The following is a 24,150-nucleotide window of genomic DNA, read 5'->3' on the forward strand; positions in this document are numbered from 1 at the left end:
TTGGCCGCCCCCGGAGGGCCTGTTAGACGCCGCAGATGCCCGAAACGCCCGAAACCGCGCTGGTCCTCTTTTCCGGATGCCAGGATTCCGCCACCTGCCTCGCCTGGGCGCTGCAGCGGTTTGCCCATGTCGAGACGGTCGGTTTCGATTATGGCCAGCGCCACCGGGTCGAACTCGCCTGCCGGGATGTGTTCCGCGAGCGCCTGACCGCCGCATTCCCCGGCTGGGCCGCCCGTCTGGGCCCGGACCACCTGCTCGACGCAGGCGTCCTCAAATCCCTCGGCCAGACCGCGATGACAGAGGAGGTCGAGATCGAGATGCAGGCCAATGGCCTCCCCTCCACCTTCGTGCCCGGCCGCAACCTCCTCTTCTTCACCCTGGCCGGCGTCCTCGCCCTGCGCCGCAGCGCCTCCGTCCTGATCGGCGGCATGTGCGAGACCGACTATTCCGGCTACCCCGACTGCCGCGCGGTGACGCTGAAAGCGCAGGAAAAGACCCTGCAGCTCGGCCTTGAGTGCGACCTCATCATCGAGGCCCCCCTCATGTACATCGACAAGGCCGGCACCTGGGCCCTCGCCGAATCGCTCGGCGGCGACACGCTCGTCCGCCTGGTCACCGAACACACCCACACCTGCTATCTTGGCGACCGCACCCACCGCCACGCCTGGGGCTATGGCTGCGGCACGTGTCCCGCCTGCGAGCTGCGCGCCAGCGGCTGGGACCGTTGGCAGGCCGCGCGATGACCTACTCGGTCAAGGAAGCCTTCTATACCTTGCAGGGCGAAGGCGCCCACACGGGCCGCGCCGCTGTCTTCCTGCGCTTTGCCGGCTGCAATCTCTGGAGCGGCCTCGAGCGCGACCGCGCCGCCGCCGTCTGCCGCTTCTGCGACACCGATTTCGTCGGCACGAACGGGGAGGGCGGCGGCAAGTTCCGTGAGGCGCCCACGCTCGCCGCGCATGTCGCCGCCCTCTGGACCGCCAACGCCGCCCCCGGCGGCAAACCCTATGTCGTCTGCACCGGCGGCGAGCCGCTGATGCAGCTCGATGAACCCTTGATCGACGCGCTCCACGAGGCTGGGTTCGAAATCGCTATCGAGACTAATGGCACGCTCCCGGCCCCTGCCTCCATCGACTGGATCTGCGTCAGCCCCAAGGCCAACGCCCCGCTCGCGCTGACCTCCGGCAGCGAACTGAAGCTGATCTATCCCCAGGACGAGCCCGAAGCGCAGCCGGATCGCTTTGTATCACTGGACTTCCAGCACTTTTTCCTCCAACCGAGGGACGACGGGCCGGGCGTGTCTCACGTTGCGGCAACCGCGGACTATTGCTTGAAGAATCCAAGATGGCGACTGAGCTTGCAAACCCACAAACTGACCGGTCTGCCTTGAGCGCCGAAGGTCAGGTGTTCGAGATCTCGAAGGCGGTCACCTTCGAGGCCGCGCACTACATGGGCGGCAAGCCCGAGGGCCATCCTTACCGCTCGATCCATGGCCATTCCTTCCGCCTGGAAGCCACCGTCGCCGGCATCGTGAAACCCGGCGAGCAATGGGTCGAAGACTTCGCCCATCTCACCACCTGCCTCGAGGCAACCGCCGCCAAGCTCGACCACCGCCTCCTCAACGAGATCGAGGGCCTCGAAGTCCCGACCCTCGAACGCCTCTGCCTCTGGGCCGCCGCCGATTTGCGTCCCCACCTCCCGGGCCTCGCCCGCGTCGCCATCGCAAGGCCAAGCCTCAACGAGCGCTGCGAACTGGTCCTGAAACCCTGAACCACCACTCCCTTATGCGTCACCCTCGATGGCCGCAGGCCATCTGAGGGCCCATCTCCAACCCTCTCAACATTCGCGACGGCTGTTGCAGATGAGGGGCGTTCCCGGGATAGGCCCTCAGACCGGCTGCGCCGGTCGAGGGTGACGCTGTAAACTTAGAGCCGGGAAACAGGGGAGACGTAGGCGTAGATTTCCGCTTACGCCTACATCTCGCGCCCCTCAGCCCCCATTCGCACCATCTTTTTCCCTGTCATCCCGGCGAAAGCCGGGACCCATAACTTCAAGCAAAACAAACCCCTCTGGGTCCCGGCTTTCGCCGGGATGACAAGCGCGAGGATTTTTTCACAGGAAACGAACCCTGCTGCATCCCCGGCCAGCGTAATCTCCCCCTCATCTGCCCGGCAGGAGCCGCACCGTACCGTCCGGTTGGCCAGGCAGACCGCCCCGGTTTGGGGCTGCGCACGAGGTAACGGCGTGCACGGCCTCTAGGGACGTCGATCCAGGTGAGCCGGTCCAAAAGCCGGTAGAGAATCCCGTCTGACCACCTCGGTTGCCGAGGTCCGCACGGGTAAGCTGTCAAGACCTGGCGGCGCCGAAGTCATCCCGAGAACTGCCCGAAACCCGGAGCGGGCGCGGCGGACGTGTTGCGTCCAATGCCACCCTTCTTTCTCTTCCCGGACGCAAGGCCGCGTCCGCCGCGCACGGCTCCACTCTCTCCGTACCCGGACGGCTCTGCCGGCCCGGATGTTGGTGCTTGCCTCGGCCCCACCCTAGCCCTCCCCAAAATGGGGAGGGGACCGGTTGCAACTCGGACAAAGCTCACTCGCCCCGAATGCGACAGGTCCCCTCCCCATTTTGGGGAGGGCTAGGGTGGGGCGAGGCACAAGACCATCTCGAATACAAAAAGGACCACCCCCAATGCCCCACCGCCGCTACGCCCGCCGCTTCTCCCTCAGCCGGATGGACCCCAGCATCCATCTGTGGATGCTGCGCTTTCTGCGCGTGCCAAAGCACGTCCGCGCCCGCCTCGAACGCGCCCGCACCCCCGCTGCCATTGACGCGCTTCTGGATCCGCGCCGCCGCGCGCCCGCCTCACGGCCCGCCAAGGGTTGCGCGAAGAAAGGCGCCCGGTAAGGTCAGGCCACACCGCCGAATCCCCCAGACTTGCGAGGGCCGTTTGTTCCAGGAGCTTTCCGCGCCATTCCCGGCCGCCGTCCCGGCATTGGAGCGGCTGATGCGCGTGGTCAGCGGCTGGAGCCGCGAAGCGCTGGCCGATCTCGCCTCGCCGGACACGATCTGGCAGCTGATCGCCATCGTCATCGCCGCGGGGCTCGCCTACGTGATCTCGCGCTTCCCGCGCAAGCGCCTGATGGCGGCTGCCGAGGCGCGCGGACGTATCGACTTCGTCCTCCTCGCGCTCGTCGCCGTCCTGCGTATGCTCTGGCCGGCCTTCACGGCGCTGCTCCTGGTCGGCGTTACGGCGGCGTTCGAGGCCTCTGGCATGGGCAGCCGCTCGCTGCACATCGCCATCAGCCTGCTGACGGCCTGGATGGCCGTGCAGATCGCCACCGCCAGCATGCGGCGCGGCTTCGTCTCGAAGACCATCGCCCTCTGCCTCTGGATCATCGCGGCGCTCTATATCGTCGGCTGGCTCGGCCCGGTCGGGGCAGGGCTCGAATCGGTCGTGCTGCATTTCGGCACCGCCGAGATCACGCTGCTCCGCCTGCTGACGAGTCTCGCGCTGGCCGCCTTCGCGCTCTGGCTCGGCTGGCTGATTGGCAACCTCGCCCAGTCGCAGATGCGCAGTTCGCCGAACCTGCCGCCCTCGGTCGGCGGCCTGCTCGGGCAGACGCTGAAGGGCGTCGCCATCATCATCGCCTTCATCGTGGCGCTGAACCTTGTCGGCGTGAACCTCGGCGCGCTCACCTTCTTCTCCGGCGCCCTCGGCGTCGGCATCGGCTTCGGCCTTCAGTCGATCTTCTCGAACTTCATCTCCGGCGTCATCCTGTTGATGGAAAAGACGCTGAAGGTCGGCGACTTCATCGAACTGCAGGGCGGGCTCTCGGGCCTCGTGAAGGAGATCAACTTCCGCTCGACGGTGCTTACCACCAACGACAATATCGACATCATCGTCCCCAACGAAGCCTTCATCAAGAACCAGCTGATCAACTGGACGCATGCCGATGCCAAGCGCCGCATCCATGTGCCTTTCGGCGTGGCCTATGGCACGTCCAAGGAACTGGTGGAAAAGGCCGGCCTCGAGGCCGCCGCCCGGCTGCCCTGGACTTTCGATGACCAGGGCGAGCGCAAGCCGCAGGTCTGGCTCGTGCGCTTCGGCGAGTTCCGTCTCGATTTCGAGCTGATCGTCTGGCTCACGGACGAGGCCGTGCTGAAGCCGCAGAGGGTGATGGCGGACTATGTCTGGGAAGTCCATTCGGCGCTGGAGCGCCACGAGATCAAGGTCCCGCATCCGCAGCGCGACCTGTTCCTGAAATCGGCCGAAACCCTCACCGTGCGGATCGAGAAGGGCGAGGCGGAAGGGGACGCGGAAAAATGATCCGTGAGCAGATTGTCCAGACGCGCGACCATGACCCGCAGTTTACCTGGCGCACCACCGAGGTTCTCCGGATCGAGAACCTCTCCGACATCATTTTCGCCCTCGCGCTCGGCATCCTCGTCTCGGCGAGCAGCAATATCCGCACCTTCGACGACCTGACCGGCTATCTCATCTCCATCATCCCGATCGCCGCCGGCTTCGCGATGCTGGTCTCGATCTGGAACGACCACTTTATATTCTTCCGCCGCTACGCCGTCGCCGACGGCCGCATCATCGTGCTGAACACGGCGCTGCTGCTGCTCATCCTCTACATCGCTTATCCGCTGCGATTCGTGTTCGATAGCCTCTTCGGCTTCGTCCTCCTGCAGGCGGGACAGATGGAGCGGATCGTCGAGATGGAGGTCGGCTACCGCGAGTCCGGCATCATCCTCGCCTTTTTCGCCGCCGGCTTCGGTGCGATCTACCTGACCATCGCCCTGATGTACGCGCGCGTCCTCAGTCTCGCCGCCGAGATCGGCCTGTCGCCAAAAGAAAAGGTGCTGACGCGCCGGACGCTGTATGTCCACTTCGCGCGCATCGCCGCATCACTGCTGGTCTTCTTGCTGGCAGGCTTCACGGCGCTCAACGGCTTTGCCGGTTTCGGCCTCGGCCTGATCTGGCCGTTCGCCATGATTGCCACCGCGCTCACCCCGCTGCCGAAAGGCAGCGAGGCCGAAGCGGCGAATGACTAGTCGAGGGACTTGGCGTAGCGCGAGGCAAACCGGCTCGAGGCGCGGCGCGCGTCATGCCACGTTGTGAGGCCCGCCTGCGTGATGTCGGTCTCGAACCACTTGTACTCAAATGGCTCGGAGGCATTGCCGGCCGCGTCATAGGTCACCGCCGACAGCTTCATTCCGCCGACGCTGACCGAGCGGTGCAGGTCTAGGCCCGGCTCGTCGCCGGCCTGCTTGAACGTCGGGCGCGAAGGCTTGGCATCGAGGATGGTCACGTCGATGCGCGCCACGTCCACGCCGGATTTCGTCAGCGCACGCTCCAGGTCCTCGCGGACCCGCTCGCTGAGATACACGCCTTCGCGCTCGCCATAGTCATCGGCGAGCTTCTCGGAAAACTCCGGAGCGTAGGCCACATTGATTTCCGCCGCTGCCGCGACCGGCGCCGCGACCGCAACAAGCAGGGCTGCTGCCAGAAAATGTCTCATCGCATCACTCCTGTTCAGGACTGGGACTGAGCCAGCCGACCACCGGACTCTACCAGTGATCGGCCGCAGGAAGAAGTCACGGGCGCGTGAGGACCCATCTCAGATCGTATCGACCAGCACCAGCTCGGCCGAGTTAATGCCCTCAAGGGTCAGCGTCTCACCGCCCGAAATGGCGGCGCCGTCACGGGTTCCGAGCCGGTTGCCGTTGAGTGTCACTTCGCCGTCCGCGACCACGAGATAGCCATACCGGCCCTCGGGCAGCGTATAGGTCAGCGTCTCGCCGGCCTTGATTGTGGCGCCGAGCACCTTGGCGTCCTGGTTGATCGGCAGGCTATCGCCGTCGCCGTCACCCGAGGCCAGCACGGCCCAGTTTCCGGACCGGTCGCCCTTCGGGAACTTACGCGCGCCCCAGTTCGGCTTGCCGCCGCGATTGCGCGGCAGGATCCAGAGCTGGAACAGCTCGGTCTTGATATCCTCGGCATTCCACTCGGAATGCTGGATGCCGGAACCCGCGCTCATTACCTGCACGTCACCGGCCTCGGTGCGGCCGGTATTGCCGAGCGAGTCCTTGTGCGTGATCGCGCCCTTGCGGACATAGGTGATGATCTCCATCGAGTCGTGGCCATGCGGCGGAAAGCCGGTGCGCGGCTCGATCTCGTCATCATTCCAGACGCGCAGGGCGCCGTGCTGGATGCGGGCGGGATCGTAGAATTGCGAGAACGAGAAATGGTAGTGGGCATTGAGCCAGTCATTGCGGAACCGGCCCAGCTTGTCGAACGGACGAATGTCAATCATCGAAGGCCTCCATCGGAAGGGTTGCTGTTGAGCGGTATATGCGCAGGCAAGGCCTGGCAGAGAAGGGCGCTGAAGCGATGACATTCATGCAGGCTGCGCATGAATGGCGAAAGGCCGATACGGCGACAAACGGCGCACGAACTGGTATCCCGGGGTGCTCGGCGCGGAGGGGACATGTCGGACAGCATCGGTCATGAAGGCCAGATCGTGCTCGGCGCCCCGGTGAACCGGGCGGCGCCGGCAGGCACGCCGCTCCTGACCGCGAAATTCGTTCACTATCCGGGCAGTCAGCAGCTGATCCTTTGGCTGCCGCAGGACGGACACAGTGGCTACCGCACCTTCCGCATCCGGGGCCCGGCCGGCGGACGGGTGGAGGAAGCCGAGCTGACCAGCCGCCTCAACGGCCGCGTGCAGATCCTGATCGACACGCATCCCTGGCTGCCGGGGGACTATTTCGTCGAGATCACCCACCGCGAAGGCTGGTCGCACGAACTCAGCCTGACGAAGCTGGAGGAGGGCGTCGCCCCGCCCGCGCCGGAGCCGCCGCCGGTCCCGAAATCCGATGGCCAGCCGATCGTCTACCGCGATGGCAGCGGCAAGGTGCTTCCGAACCACGATCTCCAGCTGCGCGCCAAAGCGCTGGAAAAGCTCACCGCGCGCTTCACCCGCCGCCTCGAATTCGAGGGCAACGTCCGGGCCGGCACGATCATCTACATCGAAGGCAGCCTCCGCCTCAAATTCTATCACGAGATGTGCGGCGGCGGCGTGCACTTCAGCATCGACGTACCGACACCGGAGAAATGGGAAAGCGAGACCGGCCGCCCGCTCGCAGAACGTGATGACATTGTGCAGTTCGTCGCCGCCGAAACCCAGCGCCGGCAGGCGCGCACCTGGAGTTACGTGATCCACCCCAACCGCATCGACTTCGTGGACTAGGCGCAGGCGGCCCCTTGCCGCGACTCACGCACCCCTTCACAACACCCCGATGCCTGCCGCCCCCACCCTGAAAGATGCCCGCGCGCTGCTGAAGCGCGTCTATGGCTATGATGCGTTCCGCGGCCTGCAGGAGAACGTGATTGCGGATGTGCTGGCGGGCCGTGACGGACTGGCGGTGCTGCCCACAGGGGGGGGCAAGTCGCTCTGCTACCAGATCCCGGCGCTACTGCGCGAGGGCTGCGGCCTCGTCGTCTCACCATTGATTGCGCTGATGGCTGACCAGGTGGACGCGCTGAAACAGGTCGGCGTGCGCGCCGAACGGCTCGACAGTTCGATGGACTTCAACGCCCGTAGCGCCGCGCTGAGCGCGGCCGAGCGCGGCGAGATGGACCTGCTCTATGTCTCGCCGGAAGGCCTAGGCACCAATCTCGCCGACCGGCTGGCTCAGATGAACATCTCGCTGATCGCGGTGGACGAGGCGCACTGCGTCAGCCAGTGGGGCCACGATTTCCGCCCGGACTACCGCGCGCTGGGCCGCCTCAAGGGCCTGTTCCGGGGCGTTCCGCGCCTCGCCGTGACGGCGACCGCCGACGCCCGCACGCGGGAAGATATCCTGGCGCAGCTGGACCTCACCGACCCGTCCGTACACGTCGCAAGTTTCGACCGCCCGAACCTCACCCTCTCCGCCGAACCGAAGGCGGGCAATCGCACGCAGCGCGTGGTGCAGCTGGTCAAGGCGCGCGCCGGATCGAGCGGCATCGTCTATGCCGCCACCCGCAGCGCTGTCGAAGATGTTGCCGAGGCGCTGGAGAGGGCCGGCGTACCCTCGCTCGCCTATCATGCCGGGCTTGATGCCAGTATCCGCGCCGCGCGCCAGCGACAGTTCCTGCTGGAGGAAGGGCGCGTTATGTGCGCGACCGTCGCCTTCGGCATGGGCGTCGACAAGCCCGACGTGCGTTTCGTCATCCATGCCGATCCGCCGAAGACGCTGGAAGCCTACTGGCAGGAAGTCGGCCGGGCGGGCCGCGACGGCGAGCCGGCCGAAGGTGTCGCGCTGTTCGGCCCCGCTGACATGAACCGCTCGCTGCAATGGACGTATTCGAGCGATGCACCCGACGAAGTGAAACGCGTCCAGCTAACAAAGACGCGCCAGTTGTTCGCCTTTTTCAACAGTGACGAATGCCGCCGGGGCGCCGTGCGCCGCTATTTCGGTGAGGAGAAAGTCGACCCATGCGGCGTCTGCGATGCCTGCCGGGGAGAACTTGGCGCCAGCCATGATGCGACGCGCTGGGCGCAGATGGCGGTGTCCGCCGTGCTGCGCTGCGGCCAGCGCATCGGGCGCGGGCGACTTGTGCAGCACCTGCTCGGCGAGGCGAAGGATGATTTCGATACGGAGCTGTCGAAACTCTCCACCTTCGGCATCGGCAAGGACCTGCCCAAGCCCGGCTGGAACAGGGTGTTCGATGCGTTGATGTTCGAGGGCCTCATCGCCGAAGGCGGCGAGGCGATGCGCCCCGTGGTGATTGTTCCGGATGCGGAGGAGGCGAAATCCCTGTTCCGGGGCGAGCGCACGGTCAGCCTGCGGGAGGATGTCGGCGCGCCCCGCAAGCACACCAAAACGAAGGGCGCGGCCCGCGCCGCCGTCATGGCGGACCTTTCGGCGCGTGACCAGTCTGTGTTCGACGCGCTGCGCCAGTGGCGGACGGACCTCGCCAAGACGCGCGGCGTGCCGCCCTATGTGATTTTCCACGATCGCACGCTGGCCGAGATCGCCCGCGAAAAGCCGCTGAGCGCCGAAGCGCTGCGCGAGATCAGCGGCGTGGGCGAGAAGAAGGCACAGGCCTATGCCGGCGATGTCGCCCGAATAATCAAGGAAGCGGCCTGACGGCTGACCCTGCGTTAACCCCTGCGCGCGCGGCGGCTGGGGAATAGTGCGGGGCGCGCCTTGACCCGCAGCCCGTGGCACCGCACCTATAGGCTCCAATGGACAGATTCCCCTCTCCGGAGCCCGCATGACCCCTTTCCGCCTCGACGACGAAGATGACAAAGAAAAAGGCCCGACCACGGAGCCGAACGCCTTCCTTGAGGCTGCCTTGTTCAAGGCCCGCACCGTCCTGCTGACGGGCGGCATCGACTTCAAGCAGGCCCAGCGCATTTCCGAACGCCTGCTAGCCCTCTCCTCCGAAAGCCAGGACCCGATCCTGCTGGTCCTGTCCTCGCCCGGCGGCCATGTCGAGAGCGGCGACATGATCCATGACATGATCAAGTTTGTGCAGGCGCCTGTGAAAATCCTCGGGACCGGCTGGGTCGCCTCGGCCGGCGCGCTGATCTACTCGGCCGCGAAGAAAGAGAACCGTTTCGCGCTTCCGAACACCCGTTTCCTGCTGCACGAACCGCGCGGCGGCGTCGGCGGCCAGGCCACGGATGTGGAAATCCAGGCCCGTGAGATCATCAAGATGCGCCAGCGCCTGAACCAGATCTTCGCAGACGCCACCGGCAAGAGCCTCGAGCAGATCAAGAAGGACACGGACCGTGACTTCTGGATGAGCGCGGAAGAGGCCATGGCCTACGGTCTCGTCGGCAAGATCGTCCGCCATCGCAGCGAGATCACCTGACGGCGCATCCCCCGCGCGGGTAATGTTTGCCTCCCGGTAAGGTTTATGGGTGATGCTTCACCCTTAACCATAACCGGGTGCCTGCACATTCATGCCTGTACGCCTGAAGGATATTGCGCTGCCGGTGACCCCGGTCACGCCAGCGACGACGGCGGCTGCCGCGTTTTCCCTGTTCCTGTCCGATGCGGCCCTGTTCGCGATCCCCGTGCGTCTCGCCGAAGGCGACGAGGCAACCTACGGCCTCGTTACGCGGCTCCGTCTGACCGAGGCGCTGGCCGGGCCAAACGGGCGTGATGTGTATGCCGCCCGCTCGGTCACCCACCTTGTCGGTGCGCAGCCGGTCGTCGCGCAGGGGAACACACCCGCCGCGCTGATCGCCAAGAGCGCGGCCGAGCAGTCGACCAGCGCGCTGACCGAGGGCGTGATCGTGATGGAGCAGGGGGCCTATGCCGGCATCGTCTCGCCGGCCATGCTGCTCAAGGCCGTGGCGGAAGAGAACGCCCAGCGCGCCCGCGCCCAGCAGAATGCCCAGCGCAAGATGGACGAGATTCAGCGCCAGCTGACCCGCCTCTCGGAATCGCGCGCCCGCACGCTCGCCTTCATCGGCCACGAGATCCGCACCCCGCTGACCGGCATAATGGGTGTCGCTGACCTGCTCGATACCCAGCTGCCGCCGGGCGAGCCGAAACGCCTCGCCAAGACCATCTCGCAGAGCGGCCAGCACCTCGAGCGCCTGCTGACGGACCTGCTCGATCTCTCGCGCATCGACGCAGGCAAGCTCGCGATCACAAAACATCCGATCGAGCTGCGTCAGTTCGCCGTCGAGACACGCGACCTCTGGCTGCCGCAGTTCGACGAGAAGCGCGTCAGCCTGCGCATCGGCGTCGCCACCGGCGCCGAGCCGCGTATCGAAAGCGATGCCGGGCGCCTGCGCCAGATCCTGTTCAACCTCGTCAGCAATGCGATGAAGTTCACCGATCGCGGCCAGGTGACCGTCACGCTGGCAACCTCTCCGTCCCCGGACGGTCTGATGCTGACCATGCGCGTCGCCGATACCGGGCGAGGCATTTCCGACGCTGACAAAGCGCGCCTGTTCGAGGCCTTCGAGCAATCCGAAAGCGCAGACGCCTTCTCCGGAAGCGGCCTCGGCCTCGCGATTGCGCGCAGCCTGGCACGCCGCCTCGGCGGCGAAATAATCCTCTCCGACAATCCGGGCGGCGGCTGCGTGTTCACCGTCGCGCTGCCGGTGATCAAGGCCGGTCCGCGTCTTGCGGTCGAGAACAAGCCGGAAGGTAACGCGGCGCGGTTCGATCTCGGCGAAGTGCTGCTGGCGGAAGACCATGAGGCGAGCGCCTTCGTAATCCGCGAGGCGCTGATCGCCGCCGGCTGGCGCGTCGAGACGGTGGTGGATGCGGCGGCGGCGGTGACGCGCGTGGGCCAGCGGCGCTACCAGGTGATCCTGACCGACGTGCACATGCCGCATGGCGGCGGCGAAGCCGTGCTGCGCGCCGCGCGGATGGGTAATGGTATCAACATGCTGACGCCGGTTGTGGCCGTGACGGCCGACGCGAGCCCCGAACGTCGCGCCGCTTGTGACCGCGCCGGATTCTCGGGCTTGATCGAGAAGCCGATCCGCCCCCGCCCGCTGGTGGCGACGCTGGCCGACATCCTGATCTCCAGCGGCCAGCCGAAGCGGGCAGCAGGGGCCTAGAGCAATTTCCGCTCAAGTGGGCACCGGTTGAGCGCAAGAATTTGCGACAAATCAAAAAACTAGAGCAAGCGATTTGATTCCGTCAGATCGCTTGCTCTAGAACGTCCGTCCAATGAGCAGATAGGCTGATTGCCGTCCGCCCTCGGAGCGTCCGAAGGCGAGGTAGATCGGGCCGAAGGCTGTACTTGCAGCAAGGAAAACGCTGCCACCGAAACGCAACTCGCCTGTTTCGAAATCGCGGTCCTGTTGCCAGACATCGCCAAGCTCAGCCGAGCCGCCGATATAGAGCGGCACACCGAAGAGTTGTTCGGAATCGCCCATCAGGCGGCGGCGATAGATCAGCTGCGAGGCGAAGTAATTCTCGCCCGCGAGTTCCTCCTTGCGATAGCCCGATAGGCTGAACAGACCGCCGACGCGGTAGAGTGCGTCGAGCGGTGCGTCGCCGTCGATCCGCTGGCCGGCGGCGAGCGAGGCGATCAGAGTGTTGGGCCCGAAGCTGCGCGCGGTGAGCGCCGAGGCGCTGACAGTCTGGAAGTCCGCAGAGTCGCCGATGGCTTCCAAGCCTTGCACATAGCGCGCGCCTGCGCGGAAGCCTTCGCGGGGGAAGAAGGGATCGTCCAGCGTGTCATAGGCACCGGAAGCGATGAGGCGGCCGATTTCGATATCGATCTCCGCCAGGGGCGCGAAGCCTTCGTTCAGCTTGGCGCGGCCCGCGCCCACCTCGACGCCGAGGCGCAACTCGCCGACATTGCCGAACTGGTAGCCCGTATCGACACCGGCGAGGCCGTAGGTCAGGTCGTAGCCCGCTTCCTTGAAGCCGCGTGACGAATAGACGTTCACCGGCCGGTTCTGGACCTCGCCGCGCACCGAGGCAAACCAGTTCTGGCGCGAATCGAGCAGGCGGAAATACTCCGCCGCAATCTCGTTGAAATCGCCGAGGGTGGCGCGCGCCTGGATTTCGGAGCCATAGGAATCGAGTGCCGGGGAGCGGAAATCGAGCGAGATTGCCGCGTCGGACTCGGTGTTGAAATCATTCTCGACGATCAGGCCGAAACGCACGCGGCCCGCATCCGGCACGACGTCCTCCGCGCGCACGACGAGGCCGGTCTGGCCATCCTTCTCCTCGAAGGCATAGTCGACCCGCTCGAACGGGCCGAGCGCGTAAATGCGGTCCAGGGCTTCGTCGATCTCGGCAGTGTCGGCGGGCTTGCCGACGAGGTCCATCACCTTGCCCTCGAGCAGGGACTGGTCGAGGCGCGAGGAATTCTCGATGCGGAGGAACCCGATGACCGGCCTGTCGGACGCGCCCTTGTCGGCATAGGCGATGGCGGGCCGGCTGGCGGCCAGCGTTTCAAGGCGGCCGGTCTCGGCCTGCATAGCGGTACGCCCGGCCTCGATCAGCTCTCCGCTGCGGGTGAAGGCAGTCGGATTGAAGCCGGCTGTATTGATCTGTACAAGGAGGTCCTTGTCCGTGAGCGAGGCGATCTCGGCGCGTTCATTGGTGAGGATCAGCAGGCTGACGGTCTGGGCAAGCACGTCGACGACCGAGCCGATCTTCTCCTCCGGGATGAGCTCGCTGGGTGTCCAGACCGCGATGACGATATCGGCGCCCATGTCGCGCGCCACCTTGATCGGTACGTTGGCGGCAAGGCCCCCATCGACCAGCAGCTTGCCTTCATGGCGCACCGCCGGAAAGACGCCGGGCAGCGAGATGGAGGCGCGCATCGCCATAGGCAGCTCGCCGGAGCCGAGTACGACGGCTTCGCCGGTGGCGATGTCGGTGGCGACCGCGCGGAAGGGAATTTCGAGGCTGTCGAAATTCTCGAGGCTGGTGCGGGCAGGCGTGAGGCGCCGCAGTTCCTTCATCAGGGCCTGATCCGGCACGGCGCCAGTTGGCAGCAGGATGCCGGCGGCGGAGACGCCAAGGCTCGCGGTGCCCGGAAAATCTGCCTGCTGTTGCTTCTGGCGAAAGGTCAGCTTGTCCCGGTCGGTCTGGGGCGTGAAGACGCCGGCCCAGTTGACGTCCTTGACGGCCGCTTCGAGTTCCGCCCCGTCCATGCCGGAGGCGTAGAGGCCGCCGATGACGGCGCCCATCGAGGTGCCGACAATCATATCCGGCCGGATGCCGAGGCGTTCCAGTTCCTGGATCGCGCCGACATGGGCAATGCCAAGCGCGCCGCCGCCGGAGAGGACGAGGGCGATCTTCGGCGGGCGCGGCGCCTCCTCGGGAAGGAGGGCTTCCTGCGCCAGCGCTGCCGGCATCAGGCCAAGTGTGACCAGGCCCAGCAGGAGGAGGGCGGAACGGCGGACAGGGAACAGGGGCATGAAACTCTCCTCAGGCCCGCCAGAAAGCAGGAAGCGCCGGACATGGAAAGATACGGCGCGGCGGCTAAGGCGGCGTTACCGCACTGTAAAGCGGCGCGAATACGGGTTTGAAAGGGGCGCCAACGGCTGTTGGTGGTTCGGGAGAGACTTGAACTCTCGACCTCGCGATTATGAGTCTGAAAAAGACAAAACTGCAGAAGATAAAGAAGAATAAAAACAAAGCGTTGGACGCCGCTCGTGATCACAAACTAACACGCAAAACCGCTCAAAATCAGGGTTTGCGTGTTAGTTGCGTGTTAGTTTGGCGCGAGATTGATGAATCGCGAGGTCGGGCAAAAACACGAATTTGGCGCCGATTCTGGCAGGTTTGCGTGTTAGTTGCGTGTTAGTTTCCGAGCATACTCGCGGTCAGGTTTCATCGCTCATAAGTCGTGCTTTGAGGGTGACCGCCCTGCGATCCCAACGAGGCGCTTTCGTCGAAGTTCAGAAGTCGGTTTTTCCTTCTTCAATCGTCTCTCGCGCGTAGGCGTCGTTACAAAAACTAGGCGCTTGCATGAGAGTACCTAGAAATTGTAACATGCTCGCCATGGCCGCTAAGTCGAACAAGGATCGCGCAATTGCCCTTGCTCAGGAGCAGGGGGTCGGGCGTGCGCGCGACTTCGAGGCCCAGGGCATTCCACGGATGACGCTGCGCCGTCTGGTGGAGGAGGGCGCGCTGACGCAGCCTTCGCGCGGACTTTACCAACTCGCCAATGCCGAACACTCCGCCGAACACAGTCTGGCCGAAGCCGCAAAGGCCGCACCGTCCGGCGTTGTTGCGCTTCTCTCCGCGCTCCAGTTCCATGGGCTCACCACGCAGACGCCGCATGCCGTCTGGATGCTAATGCCGTCTAAGGCTTGGGCGCCGACAAAGCCGCCGGTGCGCCTCAAGATCATACGCGCCAGTGGCGAGGCGCTCACCGCCGGCATCAAGCATCATCGCATCGACGGCGTATCTGTGCCGATCACGACGCCCGCCAAAACGGTGGCCGATTGTTTCAAGCATCGCTCGAAAGTGGGGCTCGATGTCGCGCTCGAAGCGCTCCGCGACGCGCTGCGTCGCAAGCGCGCCACAACCGATGAGATATGGCGCTGCGCCGTGGCTGACCGAGTCGCGACGGTTATGCGTCCCTATCTGGAAAACCTGCCATGACGCGGCCGCCGCTCAAGAACGTGGGCGCTTCGGTGCGCGCCCGACTGACCGACTATGCGCGCCAGCGCGGCGAGAACGCGCAGCTTCTGATGACGCGCTTCGCTATCGAACGCCTGATCTATCGTCTTGCGCAATCGGGCTACCGCGACCAGTTCATTCTCAAAGGCGCGATGCTGTTTTCGCTCTGGGCGCCGGTGCCGTATCGCAGCACCGGCGATCTCGACCTGCTTGGCCAGGGCGAACCCGCACCCGAACGCATGGCCACGATATTCAAGACGCTCTGCGATCTCGCCGTGGCGGGCGATGGCGTGACCTACGAAGCCGCCAGCGTTCGCGCCGAAAGCGCCCGCGATGAAGAAGACTATCGCGGCGTACGTGTCACGCTGACCGCAATGATAGCGAACGCACGCCTCCCAATCCAGATCGACATCGGTTTCGGCGACGCCGTCACGCCGCAGGCTACCGAGGTGACGTACCCGTCGCTGCTGGACTTCCCGTCAGCCGTCGTGAAGGCCTATCCACCGGAAACGGTTGTCGCCGAAAAGCTGGAAGCGCTGGTAACGCTCGGTGTGCGCAACACCCGCATGAAGGACTTCTTCGATCTCTGGGTAATCGCCAAAACTTTTGCTTTCGATGGCGCAACGCTTTCTGCAGCCGTTGCGGCGACGTTTTCGCGGCGGAAGTCTGCGCTTTCCGGGGAGACGCCATTCGCGCTCACCGACGGATTTTCGCTGGACGCGAGCAAGCAAACCCAGTGGAATGCGTTTTTGAAACGCACGGCGATTGCAGTGCCGCCCGCGCCGTTTCCTGAGCTGGTCGGCTTCATAGCGACATTCGTGACGCCGTTGCTTTCGCCGGACGCCACCACCACCATGTCTTCACAGCAATGGCCGCAAGGTGGCCCTTGGACGAAGCCGACAGGTCCTGCGAAAGACGCTTAGAGAGAATGAACTGGGGAAGTCCGTTCGATGAGGCCGGACACAGTGTTCAGCAGCGTTCTCCGGATCACCGCCTTTGGGGATCATCCCCCTTGAAAGGGATGCGATATCTGACTCAGTCGAACTCGCATCCGAATCTTCGGACTGGCGACAGCTCGCCGACGGAATTTGGATGATTGCGAAGGCAGAGATCTGGCCAAGTCGGCTCCGATCATTCGGGCGCGTCACCGCCGCCAGGTAGGAGCTGGCCGATAATCCAACCTGTCCAATGGCTGATATCGGGGGGAGGGCAGTCAGACGCTGGTTTTCGCTATCAGGCAATTCATCGCCGGAATCAGACGTTCGCCGCCACAATCATTTAATTATTCGGCGCAGTTAGCGATAGCGGAACAAGGACCCAAATCATCGCCGCAAACTAGACTGATCTCGGGCGAGGTCTTGAAGTAGCGGAATGGGTTCTTGCGCATTTCCAAGGCTAGCGACCTTGGTCCGCCGCCTCAAGACCCGGTTCCGCTGACATCACTCCGCTGGATCTTCGCATGCCACTCACGACGGCTTGTTCTTGCCAAATCAAGGTATTTCTGGACAGCCCAGAAGGCGTCGACAATAACACAGTATGTTGTCAGCTTGCCCCTACCTAGAGGCCATAAACGTCTTTGAGGATTGAATGATTTGCCTGTGTGCAATCTGGATAGCGCCATCCGATGAGTAATATCGATGATCGCATAATGAGTGGCGATCTGATCTGGGTTGGTGATCTGGATGACTACGTCGATTTCGGCGCGATCAACGACGAGTGGAGTCGGGAAGAAGAGGCAAGAAGGCGTCGAGCAGATTTCGATGCGATAGGCGAACTAGCGCTATTCGATGGTAAGGCCGTCTCTCCAGGTTCGCTTGAGCAAAGAGGGGTTGAACCCGGCGAGTGGCAGTGGGCCTTGCGGCAGGCTGGGACTGCTTTGAACACGTATACCTCGAATCAGGAACTCGAAGCACTGTTGGTCAGAGCGCTCCTGTCACTAGGTCGACGGTATGCAATAATTCGATATGCACGCTGGGAGGGCGTCCCAATCCCTTCTGCGCAAACCGCAAGCCTTCCGTTAGGTTTGAAAGCTCTGCTTTATCAATACCTGAGCGGGCAAGGCATCCGGAAACCGCAACAGTATAACAAGCAGATTGAAGACGTCTTGCAAGCAGCTGCCAGCTTAAAGGGCGATACGGCTTATCGACGCGCCGGAATGGTTCAGTCGCTGCTTCACGAGATCGCTCGCAGGGACGCTGAACACGCTACGGCGCAACCCCTCGACCGTGAGGCAACCCGTTTGATCCTATCTTTGTCTCGATTGCATTTCTCGGTAGCTGAGATTCAGCTCAACTCGTTCACCGCGCTGTCGGAGCTTTCTGCCGCATACTCCAAAGCTAGAAAGGCTGAAGAAACTTTGAGTCATTCGACGAGCCGTCGCTTAATTCGCAACTGGCGGCTGCGCCATCTTCGGCCGCTCACGGAGTTGTTTCCGATTGCAATACGTTATGGCCTTGAACGTGGTATCAGCCACTTTGGGCTGAACAAAGAGCTAACCCGTGAAACCGCCCTAAATGAGCTGGCACTTGCGCATTGCGGTGTGCTGCTCATGCGGCGAACGGCGTACCGGTATGCTGCTGAGCGAACGCTGAGAACGAGCCGTGAGTAGGGTATACCGCTTCCATGGACCGGTACAGGACAGAGTTTCGCCGGGACTGACCCTTCTGCGAAAGCGCAAGCATCGCGAAACAACTCAGCATCACCTTATTGCCGCCGACGAGACTACAATTACTGATGCAAACGGCACGCGTCCTATCGAAGCCTTCCGCGATATGCCCGAGAGATCTTATGTCACCCTGACGAGGCGTGAAGCTGACAACATGGCACTCGCAAACCCTGGGGTGCGCCCACCTGCTGTTCTTGAGGATGAGTACCCTTGGCTTCCGAGTAGATCCTATGTCCCCGATTCCAGAATCGGTTTTGCGAGCCTGAAAGAAATCCAAAGAAAGTACGGCCCAACTCTCGAACCCGCGGCTGCATACTGTGACAGGCGGTGGAACACGATATGTAATTCGCTGAGGCAGAAAAGCTCACTGGATTCGCGCTTTTACTTTGCCTGGCATGTGCCGATTCAAGATGTGTTTGTATTGGAGGAACGCCACGCCAATCGTCGCGTGATCGCAATCGACATCAATGCCATGTACCCCGCCTGCATGCAGGAAGGTTTTCCCAATCCCTCATCGCTTAGACACGAGGTGATTGATCGCGCTTACATGCCGGGCGAGCAGCTTTCGTGTGGGCTTTATCGTTGTCGATTGAGCGGGCCTAACTCGAGCTTCATCAAAGACCACAACCCATTCAGAACTTTCTTCTGTGGACGGAGACTTCGAGCATCCCTTGAGGAGTCGGTAGATGTCGATCTGAACGAATTCGAGGTTCGGTATTTTGCTCGCCACTTCGACCACGTTTATTTGGTTGACGCGGTAATCGGCGACGAAGTGGTCTCGCATCCGCTGGCTAAAGAAGCTCGCAGGCTATTTGCGAAGCGCCAGTCTTACCGTAGCCATGGCAACAAGCCACTTGCAGATCGAGAGAAATTCTGCGCGACTCTTTTGTCATCATGTTCTAGCAGGCCGGAGCGACAAACCGTTCGCTTTAGCGACAATTTGGAAGCAATCGCTTTCCTCAAAGACTCCTATGGTATTGCTCCGTTAGCAGATGAACCTCACGCAGCAACCGAACAATGGATGGGACGAAACAGAGGAGTGGCAGTAACGCACTCGCTAAATGGGGTCGAAGTCAGCGCCACACTTCCAGACGACAGATCATCGTGCTTTGTGCTTGGCCAAAGGATCGTCGCTCGAGGTCGCATAATGCTGCTGGAACTTATGGAAAAAATCCTCGCTCTGGGAGAAGGAATTCGCATTTGCTACGTAAACATCGATTCCGTTCATTTCTCGGCGCCAATAGAAAGCTCCGACGACATCTTTGAGAAACTTGCCTCCCAAGCTTCAAATGCGATGGGATCGTTTAAATTCGAGGCATATACACACCATGGTTTATGGTTGGAACCTGGCCGCTACTGGCTCTACTCTGACAGGATTGAGAGGTTCCGAAATCGCAGCATTGGCGATGCCGCAAATCCGTTCAGAGATACGTCCCATTATGTAGTTTGCAGGCAAATCGGCGATCTTCATATTCCTATCAGAGTTTCGATCAGAATGGCCAAGTCGATGTCCGACTTACGTTCCCTAGATTTCGACTCCGACGGCCCCAATGGCTTTGTGCGCCAATCTCTAATCGAGCGCCGTCATGAAACCAAATACTCTGAAACCCTCGCCATCATTGAGATCAACCGGGCCAAATCAATCCCGTTGCGTATCGAAGCATTCGAACGACTAAAGACACTAATGGGTGAGCCTTGCCCCGCTGCCTCGGGACAAGACTCGTTTCAGGCATAAAGTAAGCCGCTTTAGCGGCCCCTTAAGGGGCGTGTTCGGAGAACACTCGCTTCAGGAACGGACGAACCGGGCAGATCCTGAATTTTCAGGGTAAGCTTCAAACTGATTGGCGACAAGTTCGACTTCGACAAACCAGAAAAAACATGAAGCCGCAGTTGTGGCGGAGAGAAAGTGATCTGCCTCGTGAATGTCGGGCCAAAGTCTCATTGCGTCGCGACCGGCGGTTTAAGGCCACGATAGCTCTGATCGCTCTGAGGGCGACTGGCAAGGTCGATCCAATCCTGTCGTCCGACCGACTCAGCGCCGCCAGGCGGGACATCGCCGATAACGGTCATAGGCCGCATCTGGCCGAACGACGGATTGCCGCCACATCCTCGGCTTGAATGAGGGACCGATCAGGGCTCAGGTCACATCCCATCAACCGGATCGATGAACTGCTTCCGTGGAGATGGGTTGCGTCATCGATGACGTGATTGAACGATTTGGCGAAAACACTGGGAATGGAGACGCCACGATCTAAGATTATTCATGATCGCCGAGACCGAGAAAAAGCAACCGCGCGTCCGGCATCGCCAATAATACTATTGAAGGCGAGGTTTTCCTCCAAATTCATATCAGAGTTGGAAAACCACCTCAATTCCGTGTGCTCATCACAGACATTCTTCGGATCGCCACCGAGCCATTCAGCAACAGCGAAGATGTGGCGCCGCAGCAAGGAATTCCCGCCTGTACTTGGTTCATCGCTTGATCCTAGGAATTTCGTGATCGTAGGCAAGATGCCTATTTCCTCTTCTAACTCCCTAGCCAACGCTAAAGCCGGGCTTTCACCTGTTTCAAGCCGCCCCCCGATCGCGTCCCAGCAGTTGGGCCAAGCCGCCTTTTGAGGCGATCTTAGGCCGAGAAGAACCCGACCAGTCTCATCGACTAAAATGCCAACAGCCACCTCTACAACTGCACCCATCACATTGTCTCCTCGGGCGCCTCCGCATCGTGTTAGAGGAGGCTGATTGCCGCTTATAATATCGAAGCGCAGTCGTGAAACCCTGCACGATCAGAGCAACTCCTGACTCGTACATTTCTCGACGGCGAAGGTCGGACGCTTACGGTCAGGATGTCCGTTTAGCCAACGACAGTCGTAGACGGTCACCAGAGTCGTGCCATTCGCGGTCTCAACAACGGCCGTTCGGCGGGCGGGCAGGGATGCACATCGGTTGGCACCAGAGTTTGACGGCGGCGCCGGAGGAGGGACCGCTGTGGCCGCCTTCAAATACTGGGGCAGATCCGCCTCAGGTGGCGTCAATTGACCGGCCATTTTCGGATGGCGACCTTACCCCATCTCCCCGGAAGTCTTGCAGCAAAGAAGGGTGGCGCTTCCAACTGCCGAACTTTTAGGGGCCTGAATTGCTCGTGCAACGGCTCAAGACTTGCACACCGCCCCACATGGAAACCGGCCCTGTTCCGTCGTGCCCTTTGACGCGCGTTCGCCTGCGAGAAGCAAAGCTCAAGGCGCGTGACCGGCTGGTGTTTGGCGTGCCAGTAAAACGGTTCCCGTTTGCGCCGGGCTGTGAGCTTGTCTGCTTCGTTCCGGGTCAGGTTTTCGGCTTTGTGCGCTGGCGCGGTGATGGATATGGCACGCAGACCTGGCGGATTGTGGTCTGCCAAGCGGCCGACACGGGCACTGAAATAACGAAGATTCCGGGCGTCGAACCGGCGGCGGCTTTGCTCCTCCATGCCTTCGGAAAGACCCGGGTGGTGCGCGCTCTGACTATGATCGGCGGCCTCAAGAAGCAGCAGGAATTGCCAGATATCGCCCCCGATTACTGGCGGCATTTGCACCTCTGCATTGAGCAGAATATCGAGCCCGATGCTTATGATGCGGCGGGCTTCAAAGCGTTGCGCATCGCACAGGAACTGCGCTCTGGCCTCTGAGGCGTCAAAGGCGGTGTCAGGGGTGCGGAAAGAGAAGCGGCTTAATGCAAGATAAAGAAGTTGGGCCCTGCGGGCTCGCTTTCTGGTGACGCCGCTTCAGGACCGTGCGAGTCGTTGACGACCTCGGCGCGAGTCGCCGAAAAAATTCTTTGCACGGCAGATACTGCAGAACACGCGCGAGTCGTTTGGCTTGGCGCATTGGCGCCCTGTTGCGTTGCGCCGTGCCGCCTTTCAATGTCCCTGCAGCAGGAAAGGCAGGCGCGAGTTGAGCGAAACAAACGATGAGTTCCGGCCAAGGCTTGGCCGCATTGCCCGGGACAATGCGGCGCCGCCGCGCAGCCTCGCATCACAGCTGCGCCGGATCGGCAAATCCGGCGGGTCATTGCGCCGAAGGTCTACGCCGAAGTTCCAAGCGTGGCAGGGCACGCGCCGCGCCGTCATCAAGGCGCGCGTTGTGGGCCTTAGTGGCAAGGGGCTGGCTCTCCAGCGTGCGCATCTCGGCTACCTGCAGCGCGAGGGTGCCGGCGAGCGCGGCGAACGCGCTGATTTCTACAATGGGTCAAGCGACGGCGTGGATGGCAAGGACTGGCTCAAGGCCGGCGCTGAGGATCGCCACCATTTCCGCTTCATCGTTTCGGCGGAAGATGGCGATCAGCTGTCAGACCTCAAGCCCTTTATCCGTTCGCTGGTAAGGGAGATGGAATCCGATCTTGGCACACGGCTCGACTGGATCGCGGTCGATCATCACAATACCGATCATCCGCACTCCCATATCCTGATGCGCGGCGTGCGGGACGATGGCCGCGACCTGGTCATGGACCGGGACTACATCTCGTCCGGCATCCGGGCCCGCGCCAGCCAAATCCTGACCCGCGAACTTGGCCTCGAAACCGCCGAGGAGATCGAGTTCAAGATCAACCGCGCGATCCCGGCCCGGCGCGTGACAAATCTCGACCGGCAAATGATGCGCCAGAGCCGCGCCAGCAGCACGCTTGACCTCGCCGATGTTTGGCGCCGCCGGATGCACTATCGCGCCAGGCTGCAAGTTCTGGAACGACTTGGCCTCGCCGAGCGCGCAGGCGCTGGGCGCTGGCAGCTCAAACCCGACCTCATCGATTCCCTCTCGAGACTGGAGCAGCAGGACGTCGCGCAGGCGCGCATCCGGGTGCATCTGCGCGAAGTGGGCCCGAACCGCGCCGAAGGTTTCAATTTTGATGCGCAGGCGAAGCGCCGGGATGTCGTGGGCCGGGTGTTTGCGATGGGCCTCGCCAATGAACACACCGGCAGCGTCTACGCGCTGGTCGATGGTCTCGATGGCCGTGTGCATCATTTCCAGCTCGCTGGTGACAAGGATCTGAAGTCCGGCGAATGGGTGAGGATCAAACCCGACTCGATCGGACGGCTGGGTTCGGTCCCACCGCTCGGCGAGCAGGTCAAAGCAGCCGGGCGAACGATGCTCGATGAGTGGCTAGCCGGAAAGCAAACGTTCGACGCCTCACGCGCAGGCCTCGGGGCGGAGTTCTTGTCAGCCGCCCGTGACCGCCACGCCGACCTTGTCCGGCGCGGGCTCGTTCAGCCTCGCGAGCTTCCGGACGCGCAATTGCTCGCGAAGCTCGATTGGGAAGCCATGCACACCGAAGGCGCCCGCATCGCGGCAGAGATGGGCATGGCCTATCGGCCTGCGAAGCCGGGAGAGGAACTTGAGGGTTACTTCGAACGCGAGTTCACGAGCCAGGCCGGGCGCTTCGCCGTCGTGGAGCGAGACCTGGAGTTTTCGCTTGTGCCCTGGAAGCCGGAGTTCGAACACCGGCGCTACACTCAAATTGCGATGACCATCGAACGTGACTTGTCGATCAGCCGCATGAGTCAGCGCAGCCTCGGTCTTGGCCGCTGACAGCGGCGCCTCTCAGGCGAGATCGCACGCCCGATTTCGCCTGCGTTCTCGAAATCTGAGACCTTTTGCGACCCGCTGCGCATTGAAGGCCAAAGCAGTCAAAAAAATCTTCAGCGAGAACGAAACGCCGGATTGCGCCGCGAAATGCACGGCCTTGCTGGCAATGGCCTGCACGCACACTTGACAGTCACGGCGCGCGAAAATGGTCGTTGCCACTCGCGCGGCGCTGATTTGACAAGCCGTGAAGACGCGCATTTCCTGATGGCGTCCATCGCCAGAAAGGCGCTTCATGAAGTCCCGCGCGATCTGCTATCTCGATGCCACGCTTGACGCCAAGGTCTCTGCAGCCGGGGCCAAGAAAGGCTGGTCAAAATCCGCCGTCATCGAAGCGGCGCTCAAATACTTCTTCTCCTCTGCCATCGAGCATGAGCGCGATGCGCTGCTCATCAAGCGCCTCGATGACATGAACCGGCGCCTCGCGCGCATGGAGCGCGACCAGCAGTCGCTGATGGAGCTCTGCGATCTCGCGATGCGCTATCAGATCGCCTACGGGCCACGGCTCTCGCCAGCCGCGATGAACCAGGCCGTCGTCGAGACTACGCCCGCATTCGAGTTCTATCGAAGCCAGCTCGAACGCCGTCTCGCACCGGGACGCAAGCTTCTCGGCGAGGCGCTCGCCGATGCAATCTTCAGCGAGGATGATTTTGCAAAGCCGAAATCGGCGCAGACAGAAGTCGTTCCGGGGACAAGTCGTTGAAGGTTGCTCCGCCCACCGTGAAACGCGTTTCCGGCGCCGCCTCCTTGCGCGCCCCT

Annotated in this window: 22 protein-coding genes; 17 read left to right on the forward strand and 5 right to left on the reverse strand. The window is 62.6% G+C overall.

Annotated features, from left to right (window positions below):
- The first annotated feature begins 35 nt into the window (after window positions 1-35).
- From queC to IPK75_08870, 6 genes are all read left to right on the forward strand, one after another.
- Window positions 36-743, forward strand: coding sequence for a 7-cyano-7-deazaguanine synthase QueC (queC, locus tag IPK75_08845; protein ID MBK8198466.1), 708 nt, complete (start codon window positions 36-38; stop codon window positions 741-743).
- Window positions 740-1,387 (forward strand): 7-carboxy-7-deazaguanine synthase, encoded by a 648-nt coding sequence (gene queE, locus IPK75_08850; GenBank protein ID MBK8198467.1) that lies wholly within the window; start codon window positions 740-742, stop codon window positions 1,385-1,387. Before queC ends, queE begins: the two co-directional genes overlap by 4 nt.
- Window positions 1,342-1,767 carry a 6-pyruvoyl tetrahydropterin synthase family protein gene (locus IPK75_08855; protein ID MBK8198468.1) on the forward strand — a complete coding sequence of 142 codons (426 nt, stop codon included), beginning with the start codon at window positions 1,342-1,344 and terminating at the stop codon, window positions 1,765-1,767. The genes queE and IPK75_08855 overlap by 46 nt, the downstream gene beginning before the upstream one ends.
- Window positions 1,768-2,685: 918 nt before the next feature.
- Entirely contained in the window at window positions 2,686-2,901 is a 216-nt protein-coding gene (locus tag IPK75_08860; protein MBK8198469.1) for a hypothetical protein, read from the forward strand.
- A 100-nt stretch (window positions 2,902-3,001) separates the two neighbouring features.
- Window positions 3,002-4,324: a mechanosensitive ion channel gene (locus tag IPK75_08865; protein MBK8198470.1), complete on the forward strand. Its 1,323-nt coding sequence runs from the start codon at window positions 3,002-3,004 to the stop codon at window positions 4,322-4,324.
- On the forward strand, window positions 4,321-5,055 hold the full coding sequence (locus tag IPK75_08870) for a DUF1211 domain-containing protein (protein MBK8198471.1): 735 nt from the start codon (window positions 4,321-4,323) through the stop codon (window positions 5,053-5,055). Before IPK75_08865 ends, IPK75_08870 begins: the two co-directional genes overlap by 4 nt.
- Here the strand turns inward: IPK75_08870 and IPK75_08875 are convergent.
- Together IPK75_08875 and IPK75_08880 are read right to left on the reverse strand one after the other, a co-directional pair.
- Window positions 5,052-5,522, reverse strand: a complete 471-nt coding sequence (locus IPK75_08875; GenBank protein ID MBK8198472.1) for a hypothetical protein — start codon at window positions 5,520-5,522, stop codon at window positions 5,052-5,054. The genes IPK75_08870 and IPK75_08875 overlap by 4 nt on opposite strands.
- A 99-nt stretch (window positions 5,523-5,621) precedes the next feature.
- Window positions 5,622-6,317, reverse strand: coding sequence for a pirin family protein (locus IPK75_08880; protein MBK8198473.1), 696 nt, complete (start codon window positions 6,315-6,317; stop codon window positions 5,622-5,624).
- 174 nt (window positions 6,318-6,491) lie between these two features.
- Between IPK75_08880 and IPK75_08885 the strand changes: the two genes are divergently transcribed.
- The 4 genes from IPK75_08885 (at window position 6,492) to IPK75_08900 (ending at window position 11,579) form a co-directional block, all read left to right on the forward strand.
- Window positions 6,492-7,253: a hypothetical protein gene (locus IPK75_08885; protein ID MBK8198474.1), complete on the forward strand. Its 762-nt coding sequence runs from the start codon at window positions 6,492-6,494 to the stop codon at window positions 7,251-7,253.
- A gap of 49 nt (window positions 7,254-7,302) precedes the next feature.
- Window positions 7,303-9,138, forward strand: a complete 1,836-nt coding sequence (recQ, locus tag IPK75_08890) for a DNA helicase RecQ (GenBank protein MBK8198475.1) — start codon at window positions 7,303-7,305, stop codon at window positions 9,136-9,138.
- Window positions 9,139-9,265: 127 nt separating this feature from the next.
- Window positions 9,266-9,868, forward strand: coding sequence for an ATP-dependent Clp protease proteolytic subunit (locus IPK75_08895; protein ID MBK8198476.1), 603 nt, complete (start codon window positions 9,266-9,268; stop codon window positions 9,866-9,868).
- Window positions 9,869-9,959: 91 nt separating this feature from the next.
- Complete coding sequence (locus tag IPK75_08900; GenBank protein ID MBK8198477.1) at window positions 9,960-11,579, forward strand: response regulator; 1,620 nt, start codon at window positions 9,960-9,962, stop codon at window positions 11,577-11,579.
- Window positions 11,580-11,675: 96 nt separating this feature from the next.
- Here the strand turns inward: IPK75_08900 and IPK75_08905 are convergent, their stop codons facing one another.
- Complete coding sequence (locus IPK75_08905; protein MBK8198478.1) at window positions 11,676-13,904, reverse strand: patatin-like phospholipase family protein; 2,229 nt, start codon at window positions 13,902-13,904, stop codon at window positions 11,676-11,678.
- Window positions 13,905-14,490: 586 nt separating this feature from the next.
- Between IPK75_08905 and IPK75_08910 the strand changes: the two genes are divergently transcribed.
- The 4 genes from IPK75_08910 to IPK75_08925 all read left to right on the forward strand — a co-directional run bounded on the left by IPK75_08910 (window position 14,491) and on the right by IPK75_08925 (window position 19,514).
- Window positions 14,491-15,096 carry a type IV toxin-antitoxin system AbiEi family antitoxin domain-containing protein gene (locus IPK75_08910; GenBank protein MBK8198479.1) on the forward strand — a complete coding sequence of 202 codons (606 nt, stop codon included), beginning with the start codon at window positions 14,491-14,493 and terminating at the stop codon, window positions 15,094-15,096.
- Window positions 15,093-16,037, forward strand: a complete 945-nt coding sequence (locus IPK75_08915; GenBank protein MBK8198480.1) for a nucleotidyl transferase AbiEii/AbiGii toxin family protein — start codon at window positions 15,093-15,095, stop codon at window positions 16,035-16,037. Before IPK75_08910 ends, IPK75_08915 begins: the two co-directional genes overlap by 4 nt.
- A 701-nt stretch (window positions 16,038-16,738) precedes the next feature.
- A complete protein-coding gene (locus IPK75_08920) occupies window positions 16,739-17,722 on the forward strand; it encodes a hypothetical protein (protein ID MBK8198481.1) in 984 nt (327 codons plus the stop codon).
- Window positions 17,715-19,514, forward strand: coding sequence for a hypothetical protein (locus tag IPK75_08925; protein MBK8198482.1), 1,800 nt, complete (start codon window positions 17,715-17,717; stop codon window positions 19,512-19,514). Before IPK75_08920 ends, IPK75_08925 begins: the two co-directional genes overlap by 8 nt.
- 526 nt (window positions 19,515-20,040) lie before the next feature.
- Here the strand turns inward: IPK75_08925 and IPK75_08930 are convergent.
- On the reverse strand, window positions 20,041-20,475 hold the full coding sequence (locus IPK75_08930) for an NUDIX domain-containing protein (GenBank protein MBK8198483.1): 435 nt from the start codon (window positions 20,473-20,475) through the stop codon (window positions 20,041-20,043).
- A gap of 479 nt (window positions 20,476-20,954) precedes the next feature.
- Between IPK75_08930 and IPK75_08935 the strand changes: the two genes are divergently transcribed.
- Together IPK75_08935 and IPK75_08940 are read left to right on the forward strand one after the other, a co-directional pair.
- Window positions 20,955-21,443 (forward strand): DUF2840 domain-containing protein, encoded by a 489-nt coding sequence (locus IPK75_08935; protein MBK8198484.1) that lies wholly within the window; start codon window positions 20,955-20,957, stop codon window positions 21,441-21,443.
- A gap of 265 nt (window positions 21,444-21,708) precedes the next feature.
- On the forward strand, window positions 21,709-23,337 hold the full coding sequence (locus IPK75_08940) for a DUF3363 domain-containing protein (GenBank protein MBK8198485.1): 1,629 nt from the start codon (window positions 21,709-21,711) through the stop codon (window positions 23,335-23,337).
- Between the two features lie 12 nt (window positions 23,338-23,349).
- Here IPK75_08940 and IPK75_08945 read toward each other — a convergent pair whose 3' ends face one another.
- Window positions 23,350-23,628 (reverse strand): hypothetical protein, encoded by a 279-nt coding sequence (locus tag IPK75_08945; GenBank protein ID MBK8198486.1) that lies wholly within the window; start codon window positions 23,626-23,628, stop codon window positions 23,350-23,352.
- On the opposite strand from IPK75_08945, the gene IPK75_08950 reads away from it, so the two are divergent.
- On the forward strand, window positions 23,627-24,094 hold the full coding sequence (locus tag IPK75_08950; protein ID MBK8198487.1) for a CopG family transcriptional regulator: 468 nt from the start codon (window positions 23,627-23,629) through the stop codon (window positions 24,092-24,094). The genes IPK75_08945 and IPK75_08950 overlap by 2 nt on opposite strands.
- The last annotated feature ends 56 nt before the right edge of the window (window positions 24,095-24,150 follow it).

Source organism: Acidobacteriota bacterium, from assembly GCA_016712445.1.
In the GTDB taxonomy this organism is placed as follows: Bacteria; Pseudomonadota; Alphaproteobacteria; order Caulobacterales; family Hyphomonadaceae; genus Hyphomonas.

Coding starts and splice junctions, on each gene's coding strand:
- queC (MBK8198466.1), top strand. CDS start 36: ATGCCCGAAACGCCCGAAACCGCGCTGGTCCTCTTTTCCGGATGCCAG.
- queE (MBK8198467.1), top strand. CDS start 740: ATGACCTACTCGGTCAAGGAAGCCTTCTATACCTTGCAGGGCGAAGGC.
- IPK75_08855 (MBK8198468.1), top strand. CDS start 1,342: ATGGCGACTGAGCTTGCAAACCCACAAACTGACCGGTCTGCCTTGAGC.
- IPK75_08860 (MBK8198469.1), top strand. CDS start 2,686: ATGCCCCACCGCCGCTACGCCCGCCGCTTCTCCCTCAGCCGGATGGAC.
- IPK75_08865 (MBK8198470.1), top strand. CDS start 3,002: ATGCGCGTGGTCAGCGGCTGGAGCCGCGAAGCGCTGGCCGATCTCGCC.
- IPK75_08870 (MBK8198471.1), top strand. CDS start 4,321: ATGATCCGTGAGCAGATTGTCCAGACGCGCGACCATGACCCGCAGTTT.
- IPK75_08875 (MBK8198472.1), bottom strand. CDS start 5,522: ATGAGACATTTTCTGGCAGCAGCCCTGCTTGTTGCGGTCGCGGCGCCG.
- IPK75_08880 (MBK8198473.1), bottom strand. CDS start 6,317: ATGATTGACATTCGTCCGTTCGACAAGCTGGGCCGGTTCCGCAATGAC.
- IPK75_08885 (MBK8198474.1), top strand. CDS start 6,492: ATGTCGGACAGCATCGGTCATGAAGGCCAGATCGTGCTCGGCGCCCCG.
- recQ (MBK8198475.1), top strand. CDS start 7,303: ATGCCTGCCGCCCCCACCCTGAAAGATGCCCGCGCGCTGCTGAAGCGC.
- IPK75_08895 (MBK8198476.1), top strand. CDS start 9,266: ATGACCCCTTTCCGCCTCGACGACGAAGATGACAAAGAAAAAGGCCCG.
- IPK75_08900 (MBK8198477.1), top strand. CDS start 9,960: ATGCCTGTACGCCTGAAGGATATTGCGCTGCCGGTGACCCCGGTCACG.
- IPK75_08905 (MBK8198478.1), bottom strand. CDS start 13,904: ATGCCCCTGTTCCCTGTCCGCCGTTCCGCCCTCCTCCTGCTGGGCCTG.
- IPK75_08910 (MBK8198479.1), top strand. CDS start 14,491: ATGGCCGCTAAGTCGAACAAGGATCGCGCAATTGCCCTTGCTCAGGAG.
- IPK75_08915 (MBK8198480.1), top strand. CDS start 15,093: ATGACGCGGCCGCCGCTCAAGAACGTGGGCGCTTCGGTGCGCGCCCGA.
- IPK75_08920 (MBK8198481.1), top strand. CDS start 16,739: ATGAGTAATATCGATGATCGCATAATGAGTGGCGATCTGATCTGGGTT.
- IPK75_08930 (MBK8198483.1), bottom strand. CDS start 20,475: ATGGGTGCAGTTGTAGAGGTGGCTGTTGGCATTTTAGTCGATGAGACT.
- IPK75_08935 (MBK8198484.1), top strand. CDS start 20,955: ATGGAAACCGGCCCTGTTCCGTCGTGCCCTTTGACGCGCGTTCGCCTG.
- IPK75_08950 (MBK8198487.1), top strand. CDS start 23,627: ATGAAGTCCCGCGCGATCTGCTATCTCGATGCCACGCTTGACGCCAAG.
- IPK75_08945 (MBK8198486.1), bottom strand. CDS start 23,628: ATGAAGCGCCTTTCTGGCGATGGACGCCATCAGGAAATGCGCGTCTTC.